Here is a 9757-nt window from a genome sequence, read left to right as displayed (position 1 = left end):
CGGCGTGATCCCGAACCCTACTTGCTGGATCTCGAGGAGCGCCTCGTCAAGCTCCCTTTGCCGTCATAGTTTTTTTCAACTCCGGGGCCACCTGTTCTTTCCAGCTGGCAATCCGGAATTCGTTGCGCTCTGCCGCCCGTCCATCTGGCATCTGCGGCGTAAACCCCAGGGCATGAAGCAGCTTGCGGACATGATCACTGTGATACCAGATGCCCAGATGGCGGCCGATCACGTCCCGCACGCGGGCAGTCGTCCAACTTTCGTCTGGGCAGCCGTGATGACGTGAACCCTCCCGCAGGTTCGCCGGGGCACCCTGACCCGGGTGGATGACGAACTGAGCCCGGCAGAGCTCTACCGGGCCATCATGTTACTGATCTGAGCGTAAGTCGGTAGCAGTCCTGACGCCGAAAGTATCCCTCCGAAGGGCAATTTCTGGCCGTCGCCGTTACGGATCAACGCACAGATCAGTAGGCACGTCAGCGCCGTTCCAGGCAGCTGGCGTGACGGGAACAACCCTGCCTAAATTCCTGATGCTCGCGGACCAACCACAGCTGTTCGACCCGGCCATGCTGAAGAAACGTGACGTGCCGCAGGTGTACCTCAACAAAGGCGCTCGGGAAGCGCCCCTGCGGGAGCTGTCCCACGGCGAGCGGGTCAGTGCCTTCCTGCCGATCCTGATACCGTACAAAGGTCTCCCACTTCTGATTGACCAGCCAGAAGATGACCTCGATCATGCATTCATCACGGACATTGTCGTTGCGTCCATCCGCGCCGCCGGGTGCATCATCACGAACCGCTTCCTGCAACCTCCTCGAGCGCTCCGCCGCCCCCGGCTTTCATTTCTCTTTTGCGCGGCGTGTCACCCGAGTCGCTGCTGCCTCCACTGGATCCCAGACGCTGTTGAACGGCGGTGCATACGCCAGATCCAGCTCCTCAAGGTGCGAGACGGTCAACCCCGCACGAGAACCTGGAGCGGGACTGCCCGCCAGAAAGTTAAGGGAAACATGGCACAGGAAGTTCCACATGACCCTTGGTGCAGCGGACGCACGCCTTCTGGGCCGCCAGGAGTGTGGGTTGTCTGCCCTGGGCCGCCTGCATCCTTGCAACCGAATTCTGAGAAGCCGAGCGGGGTTCCTTTCCCCTGCGCCGCTGCGCCCCTGATTCCGTAAGGCGTTCTCGTCGGTCAAGCGTGTTCCTGGGCTTGATGTAGACTGGAAATTCCTGCTGACCTTCAGCTTCATCCCTGGTCTTGAAGCCACCTCCGGATGCTTTTCTCCCCTTTCTGGAGTGGCTCCATGCCCACCGATGACGTTACGGCCGTCCACACGGCCTCCCTGAGTTCTGCCGCCCTGAGCAACGCGTCCATGTTTGATGTCCTGCTGGTGGAGGATAGTCCGTCTGATGTGCTGCTGATGCAGCTGGCCGTGGAGGATTTCCTGCCCACGTTGACGCTGCATGTAGTTCCCGATGGCGTATCCGCCTTGGCCTTCCTGAACCGTCAGCCGCCGTACGAGAGGGCCCCCCGGCCGCGGGTGGTGCTGCTCGACGGCAGTACCTTCCGTATGAATGTCGTGGAGTTCCTGACCGTCATGCGGCAGGACGTGGCCTGGAAGGAGTTGCCGGTGCTGGTGCTAAGCAGTTCCGCGGCCGAGACGGACGTTCAGCAGTGCCTGCTGGCGGGGGCGACGGACTTCATCACGACCCCCATGGGCCTGGATGCGTACACCGAGGTGGTGCAGCGGACACTCGCCTTCTGGGCGGACCGGACGAGTTCCGAGGAGTCCTGAACATCACGCCCGCCTGCCGCTGGCGGTGGCAGATACGAGTCATCCTGGTTGGGAGTGGGTTGAGGTAACCGTGGGACAGGAACATCCCGCCAGGGCGCGCCAGTTCGCAGCACCCAAAGAATCCCACTGATGATTGGTCGATGACCGAGATACGGTCGACCAAGACCGACTTACCGCATGGTTACAGAATCAATTCTCTTAGTAAGATCAAGATCAAATAAACGAAAATAGGTGGAGCGTATGCGGCAGGCGAACTGGGCCTCGAAACGGGCTTCGAATGCCTTCCCTCACCGTCGTTGTACCGGCGGTTCATTTAGCCTGTTCGGCGGGGGTTTTTTCTCCAGAAATGAAGTACGAGCCCTGTTAGGGTGAGGGGTGCTCAAGTTCCGTCGCCCGCGCCCCGTCCAGTCCGACCACACCCCCATCGCTGCAGCACCGCCTCGCCCTCACGGCGCACGCATCAGCGACCAGTTTGAAACCAAACTCCGCACGGCCCTCCAGAACTTCCCCTATGACCTCCGACCCCACATGTTCCTCGAAGACTGCGTCGCGCTGACCTTCACCGAACCAGGCTCGCCAGGATCGCTGGACATGCACAGAAGTAAAACCTTCGATTACGTGCTGGTGGATCAGCATTCGTCGCACCCGGTCCTCGCGCTTGTTCTCTCCACGAAGTCCTACGGCCGTGACGGTGCTGCACCTGAACCCGCACACCACGAACACGGTGGAGGCCATTCGGACAGCGATCCGGCCGCACCTGTAATCGGCTGCGCCCCGTTCCACCTCGCGACCAAGCTGTAGCCATAAGTCCTCGCCTCCCCACGTACACTGACGCCCATGTTCCGGCGAAGCAAAACAAGCCAGCGCATGGAGACCCGCGCCGAAATGATGCTGCGCCTGATCGCCCAGGACGTCGCCGGCCACCCGCTGGCTGAAGTCTGGGTCCAGCTGCCCAGCACAGCTCAGCACCCGGCACAGCAGGCCGTAGACCTCAGTGCCCTGATGAACCATCCAGCGAACTGGCAACAGGAGAACTGGCCCGGCCAGACCCCGGACCCGCCGAAGGCATTTGTCTCCCAGTACGCGGCTCACCTCATGCAGCAGGGGGCGCAGGTGCAGCCCGGCCCGTCAGGCCCGGACACGCCCTTTCTGACCGTCCGCGCGCACATCCCCGCAGAACTTCTGGTCAGGGCACCGCAGACGGATGATCAGCATGAAGGGACGTCGGGCGAGGAACCTCCCGCACACGCGTGCAGCCTGAATCTGGGCGCCGTGGCCCTCCAGGTGGCCGGACGCGACTGCGTGATCAGCGGCCTACACAGCCGAGAACGGTCCCGGCTGGATCTGTACGTGCCCTGGATCCAGGACGCGGTCACCCACGGATTGAACACCTCCCTCCTGCTCAAGCAGCGCGACACGCGTGACGGGTCCGAGTACACCTACATCGCTTCCCAATTGAATCTTCCCGGTTGCCCTCACGCACGCCTGGGCCTGTGCGAGCACCTGTCGGACAATTACTTCGACGCGCCGCACTACCAGGCGGGTGATCAGACCCTCAGCCACCACCGGATGACCGTAGAAGCACTCGCGGTGCTGGATATGGGACCGTCCTTTCGGACACACCTGCATGTGTTCGAGCCGGGCGCTCCCTCTCTCTCCAGCCTGGAGGAGATGGGTACCCCTGAGCCGATGCTGAATTGAGGACCGCAGGGCGGTAGGGCCATCGGTGTCGTCCTCGGTTTGCATGGGTTGATTCTAGGTTCTGGAAGCTCAACTAATTCTGCAAGGGGCCCGTCGATGATGACGACGCCGTCTGCGGTACGGTCAAGCGTGGCGAAGTCGCGCCGCGCTCATGGCCTGAGAAGGCAGGGCAGAGGAAGCGCGCCCCGGCATGGGCGCGCTTCATTGACTGGTCAGGAAGACAGGATTCGAACCTGCGGCCCCTCACTCCCAAAGCGAGTGCTCTGCGCGGACTGAGCTACTTCCTGACGTGTTGGGGTGATCAACCAGGGTCGAACTGGTGTTTCCTGATGCACAGTCAGGCGTCCTGCCACTGGACGATGATCACCACGTATGGAAAGGACAGGCCTTTCCGTTGGTAGGAGCGGAAGGAGTCGAACCCTCAACAACACGAGTCTGAGTCGTGCGCGTCTGCCAATTGCGCCACGCTCCTATGAATTGGCGGTCCCGACGGGAGTCGAACCCGCGACCCTCCGGCTGACAACCGGGCGCGCTACCGCTGCGCTACAGAACCGTGTGGTGACCTCAGCCGGATTCGAACCGGCGCTCTTCTGAGTGAAAGTCAGACGTGTTGAACCACTCCACCATGAGGCCAGGGGGAGGCGACAGGCAGATTCGAACTGCCGATTCGACCTTTTGCAGAGGTCTGGGTTGGTCCACTTCCCTATGTCGCCTCGGTGTGGAGCAGGAGTTCACGGAAGCCAGATTCGCACGCGCGCGGTCTCAGGCCGGCAGCCGGTGTTCCGGACAGGCGAGAGGCTCTCGCGGATCTCGCTGGCGGTCTGGATGGTCACCACGCTCAGGGGGACACACGCGCGGCAGCTCCAGATCCTCCAGGCGGCCAGCGGGAAGCGGCGCGAGGTGAGGATGATGGAAGCGGGGCGTGTTCATGCCGAGCAGTCTACGCACGGAACGGGAGCGCGGTATGCGCCAGGTGGACGGGGCACGAACTAAGCCAGATGGCTTTCCAGGAGGACGGGTCGGCAAACTCGTCCACTGCCGGGCCGCACACCCTGTAGGCTGCCAGCATTCTGCTGTCCTCGGAGGTCCCCATGAAGCGAACCCGCCATGCTGCCCACGTTGTCCCGTTCACTCTCTTCCTGGTCACCTCGCGCCGTCCCTGACACGGTCCCGACGGCCTGCTGGTGACCTGCCCCTTGAGGTCACCTCTTGAATACCTACTCAGTTCACACGCCCACGCTGGACACGCTCACCGACATCTATGTCCTTGATCCAGACCGCGAGGAGGCCGAGCGGCGCCTGAGCGCAATGCAGGCCCAGGTCGCTGAAGGCAAGGAGGCACACCAGCAGTTCCTGATCCTGCGTTCCGAGCGCGGCGTTGAAGGGGCGGCCTCTCTGGCCGCTCCCCCGCAGGTGCCCGTCTTTCCCCGCATTCGCCAGGATGTGGCCCCCGCGGGCATCACGGCGCTCGCCCGCGCCATCCGCGAGCACGGTGGGGAGGGGCGTAAGTTGCTCCTGCAGGACAGCCTCGCGCCATTGGATGCAGAAGCTGTGTTGGCGGCAGGGTGGGTCAGCGACGCCCCGGTTCATGTGATGTACGAGACGGACCTTCGCACGCGTGTTTACCCTCTTGTGCCTGATGCCATGGAGGGGGGTGCGCACCTCGTAAGGCAGCCCGAGATCACCAGGCTGATGGACACGCTAGGCCACCCGGACTGGAGCTGCAAGGAAGGCTGGACGCTGGTGGCCTTGCCTGACACGGATGGACACCCCGTCGCCCTGGGAGCGTTCGGCCCCAGCACCCGACCTGGCTGGGCCAACCTGAACATGCTCGGCGTGCACCCGGACGCCCGAGGTCAAGGCTACGGTACGCGCCTCCACGCGCACATGCTGGCCCGCGCGGCCGAACGGTTCACCATGCACGGGGGCGGGACTGAACAGGGCAACGACGGCATGCGCCGCATCTACGAGAAGAACGGGAGTCGTCAGGACGCCGTCCAGATGTACTTCCGCTGAAGCCACGCTTGTCCCGCCACCTCATGTCGACGGCGGCTCACACACTGAGGTGACCAGTCAATACCTAGGATGTGTTCCGCATATGGTTGCTACGCAGACCCCTGCTTGTGTGCCTTAACCACGTCATTGGTTCAGGAGCGGAGGCCCCCCTTCTCCCCTCCTCACCCCTTCCCGCGCCAGCACAAGCCAGGCATAGTTACAGGAGGATCAGTGAAAGCGACGGACACCAGCCCAGGCGCACGCAGTGACTGCCTGCGGCGCCTGCTGCGAACGGTCGGATGGTCCACGCCCGTTGCGCACGGTCGGCCAGCCGTCCACCCAATCAACGGGATCGAGCATCAGGTGACGCTTGTTGATGCGTGTCGGTCCCGCGAAGTATGGGTCGTTTCGGTTGATCGCGTGGTACAGCAGCCAGTCGTGGGCGCGCGTCGGCGAACAGTTCCCCGTGCCCCGAGCCGACCCAGCGGTTCCCATTCATGGCCAGGACCGGCGTGCCGCCCGCCCAGGCCTGATTGAGGGGAACGCCGTCCCGGTCAACGAATGGATGGGTCGTTTGAAGAATGATGGATGGCTGACTTGGGTGGTCGTCACGGAAATACCGTCTCTCGATCCGACAACCGGCGTCGTTGGTGCGCAAGGGCTCGCGTACGAGAACTATGGCGCACTGGATATCGTGACACCACTTATGGGTCACCTGATGTTCGGGCTCCTGACTGGCGTCCTGTTCGCAGCGTTCCAATCCTGAGGACATTATTATCGCGGGAACCGGGAACTCCAAAGGAGCGTGACCGTATGAACCTCATCAAACGGAGCATTCTGATCACTGGCGCCAGCGGCGGCATTGGGGCAACCCTTGCCGACCACCTCGCGCGTGAAGGCGCACGCCTGACACTCGTTGCCCGGCGCGAGGGTGCCCTGCAAGCCACGCTGGACCGTATCACTTCCGAGGGTGGACACGCGACCGGCGTCGTGGGTGACATCACCGATCCGGTGGTGCAGCAACGGGCTATCTCACAGGCGCTGGATACATGCGGTCAGCTCGACATGCTGGTCAACAATGCAGGGAACGTCCGCGCCGGCCGTCTTGAGAACCTCAGCTCGGAAGACATTCAGGCCATGATCAACCTGAACCTCATCACCCCAATTCTGCTCACGCGCCTGGCGCTCCCGGCCCTGCGGGCTGGCGGCCAGGGCGCGGTGGTCAATATTTCCAGCGGGTTCGGCCTGGTTGGCGGCCCCTTCTACCAGGTCTATGCCGCCACCAAGGCAGGCCTCGCGCGCTTCGGGGAGTCCCTGCGGCGCGAATTGCTGGGTGAGGGCGTCAGCGTCCACACCGTCTACCCGGGAGCGACCCGCACCGCCATGATGGAGAGCAACGCCGCCGGGCCGGAGTTGGGGTTCATTTACCAGACGGCGGAGGAAGTCGCGCGGATTGTCGTAGCGGGCTTACTGGCCGACGAGCCGGACATCATCACGGCGCCCCAGGAACGGCGGACGTTTATCAAACTCAATATTGAGCGGCCTGGGGAGGTCGATGCGTTCTACGCAGGGATCAAGGACCGCCTGGAAGAGGCCGTCAAGGATCACTCCAGCCTGTAACGGTTGAGCCTCCGGTCACGTTGGACAAGCATTCTGCCTCTGCGAATATCAGGACATCAGCCTCAAGTGCTTCTGGATCAGCCCTGATCAATATTCAGCCTGCTTCGTGACAGCCCTTGGACTACGGTGCAGGGTTTCCGCTCCTAACCGTCACCTTTTCGTTCTCCGATTGGGATTCACGGTCATTCCAGTACTGCTCATCCGGTATCCTTATTGAACCGACATGGCCATGATATAGAGCCCAAGAAGCAGGAGGGAGACCAGAAAAACGCGTCGGAAGCTGCTTTCTGGGATCCTGCGCCGCAACTGTTGGCCCAGCATCATCCCGATCACGGCCGGAAGGACCGCGCCGAGTGAAAGAAGGCCCAGTCGCGTGGTAAGTAGTTGCTGACCACCAAGCGCGAGAGCGAGTCCGACCGTTGAAGAGGTAAAGAGCATTCCCATCGCCTGTACGAGCGAGTCTTTCGGTAAGCCAATGGCCTGCAGGTAAAGCACGCCAGGAAACACGAACGAACCGGTCAGCCCGGTCAACACACCGTTGACTGTTCCAAAAAGCGGTCCCGTCCATCCCTCCCAGGCGCGGTCAATAACAATCTTCAGGCCACGAAGTCCGGTAACTGCATAGGCCACCAGGAGGACGCCAAGCAGCGCCGGGAGGAAGGAGGCATGAGCCCACGTCAGGGCCTGCGCACCCAGCCAGATCCCAGCGGTAGCGGTCAGCAGGAATGGCCAGAGGCGACGTAGGATGGTCGAAAAATTTCTGCCGGTCGCTGCCTGCCAGACATTGGTCATGAAAGACGGCACCAGAATGAGTGCCATCGCCGATTGCAGGCCCATCACGGCGGTTAGCACGGCCAGCGACAGGGTAGGAAGCCCAAGTCCGGTCACGCCTTTCACCAATCCTGCAAGCAAGAAGGTCAGGGCAACCGTCAGGAGGAAGATGGTGTCGGCCATCAGGCCGATTATGGGTGAAGAGGCGAGCAGTCAACCGTCCACGATCATGAATACCTGACTACCAGTCAAAACTCGGCGCATCAGGGGCACAATCACCTCATGCTTCGGGCAGAGCTTCTCCAGGCCTGTATACCCCGCTCCGATGCGGCGTTGACGACCATCACGCAGCAGCGACGTCCGGTGGGCCCTGAGCCACAGGGGTTCGAGCTGCTGAGCCAGGGTACCGAACTCGTTGAGGGTCAGGCCGCAGAGTAACTCGAAGGACCGGGAGCGTTGAACCAGGCGCTTCACCTAAAGCATGGATCTACTCTGCCCGGCTCAACTCAACTGCGCAACGGGTCCTGAGCCCAGCCGCGATCGCAGCCGCCTCACCACCGGAGGAACCGCCCGGTGAGCGATCTGTTGCCCAGGGATTGTGGGTCCGGCCAAAGAGAGGATTGTCCGGCTCGGCGCCCATCGCCAGGGTGGGCGTTTTGGTTTTGCCGATCAATATGCCACCCGCGCCCTGAGCCGGGCCACAGCAGGCGCGTCGGTCACCGGGACGTGCTCACTCAAGGGAGGGAAGCCGGCAGTGGTCCGCAGCCCGGCGGTTTCCAGGACGTCCTTGACGGTAAACGGCAGACACAGGAGCGGCAGGTTGACACCCCTCGATCTGGCTTCGTCGGCCTGATGGGCAGTTTGCCTTGCCTGCTCGACATCCAGCGTGACGACCGCATTGAGGGCAGGGTTCAGGCGTTCGATGCGAGCCAGATGAAGTTCCAGCAGTTCCACTCGCGTTGCTCAAGGGCCTGAAGCATCTGATGGGCGGGGACGAACGGATTCAGAACTGAGGCAGTCATAGACCCTCCAGCACCTTCAATGAGTCGGGCGGCTGGACGCTGGTACAGGTATCGTACGTCACTTCTCCTGCATGCTGCTGCGAGCCTTCCAGAACTGGGATGAAGAGCGCTCTGTCTTGTGGGCTTTACTGCTGACACGTCGGTGCCGACTGACCTGGAGCATTACAACGTCATGAAAGAGTGAGGTGAAGTCAGCTTCGCATGCAGGATCGTTCGTCGCGCCCGCCTGCCTTGGCTTGCGCAGCGGGTCCTCCTGACAACGCTGCGGATGCAAGGACAGCCCCAGGTCTCGTGAGGGGGTTGTACTCCTGCGTCCGCAAGCTGTAACTACGCGCACAAGCAGCAGAGCGCACCTGCACCACCTCTCCTCTCCCCCTGCGAATACTTGGGCCACCGCTGGATTCAGAGATGGAGAAACGCGATCCGTGCGGTGCGAACCGTCTGATATGCTCGACCGATGCCGGACCGGCCCACGGCGCCCTCGCACTTCCAGCTGCTGGACGCCTTGGCGCTCCCCGCGTACGTGAGTGACGCCAGCGGCGCGACGATCTTCGTCAACCGCGCCCTCGCCCAGCACTGTGGGCTCGATGCAGACGCGCTCCTCGGGTGGGGCTTCGCTGACCTCATTCACCCCGATGACCGCGAACACGCTCTCGACTTCTGGTCACGAGCACGGCTCGACAGGTACCCCACCAACCACGAACTACGCCTCCGCACCAACAACGGCATCTACCGCCAGCACTGCGTGAAAAGCCAGCCGACGTTCCACGAGGAACACCTCGCGTACATGGTCAGCACTCTCCACGACATTCACGCCTCGAAGGACACCGAAGCACGCCTCACGGTGCTCCGCCTCATCAC

The 9757-nt window shown here is 62.4% G+C and carries 12 protein-coding genes, 6 tRNA genes and 1 pseudogene; 7 read left to right on the top strand and 12 right to left on the bottom strand.

Annotated features, from left to right (window positions below; genetic code table 11):
* Positions 1–46 precede the first annotated feature (46 nt).
* Positions 47–232 carry a helix-turn-helix domain-containing protein gene (locus IEY49_RS22045; protein WP_373291969.1) on the bottom strand — a complete coding sequence of 62 codons (186 nt, stop codon included), beginning with the start codon at positions 230–232 and terminating at the stop codon, positions 47–49.
* 244 nt (positions 233–476) lie between these two features.
* On the bottom strand, positions 477–806 hold the full coding sequence (locus tag IEY49_RS20855; RefSeq protein WP_189012286.1) for a hypothetical protein: 330 nt from the start codon (positions 804–806) through the stop codon (positions 477–479).
* Between the two features lie 489 nt (positions 807–1295).
* On the opposite strand from IEY49_RS20855, the gene IEY49_RS20850 reads away from it, so the two are divergent.
* The 3 genes from IEY49_RS20850 (at position 1296) to IEY49_RS20840 (ending at position 3488) form a co-directional block, all read left to right on the top strand.
* The gene (locus IEY49_RS20850; protein ID WP_229780961.1) at positions 1296–1787 is read left to right on the top strand and encodes a response regulator; all 492 of its coding nucleotides are present in this window, start codon (positions 1296–1298) and stop codon (positions 1785–1787) included.
* A gap of 591 nt (positions 1788–2378) precedes the next feature.
* Positions 2379–2588: a hypothetical protein gene (locus IEY49_RS20845; protein WP_189012285.1), complete on the top strand. Its 210-nt coding sequence runs from the start codon at positions 2379–2381 to the stop codon at positions 2586–2588.
* 36 nt (positions 2589–2624) lie between these two features.
* Complete coding sequence (locus tag IEY49_RS20840; protein WP_189012283.1) at positions 2625–3488, top strand: hypothetical protein; 864 nt, start codon at positions 2625–2627, stop codon at positions 3486–3488.
* A gap of 209 nt (positions 3489–3697) precedes the next feature.
* Here IEY49_RS20840 and IEY49_RS20835 read toward each other — a convergent pair.
* From IEY49_RS20835 to IEY49_RS20805, 7 genes are all read right to left on the bottom strand, one after another.
* Positions 3698–3775, bottom strand: a tRNA-Pro gene (locus tag IEY49_RS20835).
* Between the two features lie 6 nt (positions 3776–3781).
* A tRNA-His gene (locus IEY49_RS20830) sits at positions 3782–3855 on the bottom strand.
* Between the two features lie 28 nt (positions 3856–3883).
* Positions 3884–3960, bottom strand: a tRNA-Leu gene (locus tag IEY49_RS20825).
* A 6-nt stretch (positions 3961–3966) separates the two neighbouring features.
* Positions 3967–4041 (bottom strand) — tRNA-Asp (locus IEY49_RS20820).
* 3 nt (positions 4042–4044) lie between these two features.
* Positions 4045–4121: transfer RNA gene (locus tag IEY49_RS20815), tRNA-Glu, on the bottom strand.
* Positions 4122–4127: 6 nt separating this feature from the next.
* Positions 4128–4201, bottom strand: a tRNA-Cys gene (locus tag IEY49_RS20810).
* Between the two features lie 49 nt (positions 4202–4250).
* Complete coding sequence (locus IEY49_RS20805; protein ID WP_189012281.1) at positions 4251–4418, bottom strand: hypothetical protein; 168 nt, start codon at positions 4416–4418, stop codon at positions 4251–4253.
* Positions 4419–4697: 279 nt separating this feature from the next.
* Here IEY49_RS20805 and IEY49_RS20800 point away from each other — a divergent pair, with 279 nt between their 5' ends.
* From IEY49_RS20800 to IEY49_RS20790, 3 genes are all read left to right on the top strand, one after another.
* Positions 4698–5504: a GNAT family N-acetyltransferase gene (locus IEY49_RS20800; RefSeq protein WP_189012279.1), complete on the top strand. Its 807-nt coding sequence runs from the start codon at positions 4698–4700 to the stop codon at positions 5502–5504.
* Positions 5505–5949: 445 nt separating this feature from the next.
* Complete coding sequence (locus IEY49_RS20795) at positions 5950–6249, top strand: hypothetical protein (protein WP_189012278.1); 300 nt, start codon at positions 5950–5952, stop codon at positions 6247–6249.
* A gap of 47 nt (positions 6250–6296) precedes the next feature.
* Positions 6297–7103, top strand: a complete 807-nt coding sequence (locus IEY49_RS20790) for an SDR family NAD(P)-dependent oxidoreductase (protein WP_189012276.1) — start codon at positions 6297–6299, stop codon at positions 7101–7103.
* 210 nt (positions 7104–7313) lie between these two features.
* Here IEY49_RS20790 and IEY49_RS20785 read toward each other — a convergent pair whose 3' ends face one another.
* The 3 genes and pseudogenes from IEY49_RS20785 to IEY49_RS22040 all read right to left on the bottom strand — a co-directional run bounded on the left by IEY49_RS20785 (position 7314) and on the right by IEY49_RS22040 (position 8828).
* Complete coding sequence (locus IEY49_RS20785) at positions 7314–8057, bottom strand: sulfite exporter TauE/SafE family protein (protein WP_189012274.1); 744 nt, start codon at positions 8055–8057, stop codon at positions 7314–7316.
* A 30-nt stretch (positions 8058–8087) separates the two neighbouring features.
* Complete coding sequence (locus IEY49_RS20780) at positions 8088–8348, bottom strand: hypothetical protein (protein ID WP_189012272.1); 261 nt, start codon at positions 8346–8348, stop codon at positions 8088–8090.
* Positions 8349–8361: 13 nt separating this feature from the next.
* Positions 8362–8828, bottom strand: a pseudogene (locus IEY49_RS22040) (amidase family protein).
* A gap of 525 nt (positions 8829–9353) precedes the next feature.
* Between IEY49_RS22040 and IEY49_RS20765 the strand changes: the two are divergent.
* On the top strand, positions 9354–9757 hold a 404-nt coding region (locus IEY49_RS20765), incomplete at its 3' end, for a PAS domain S-box protein (protein ID WP_189012266.1).

The sequence above is a fragment of the Deinococcus malanensis genome, assembly GCF_014647655.1.
Taxonomy (GTDB): Bacteria; Deinococcota; Deinococci; order Deinococcales; family Deinococcaceae; genus Deinococcus; species Deinococcus malanensis.
Note: the sequence above shows the minus strand (reverse complement) of the source record. Positions and strands in the feature narration are given on the sequence as shown.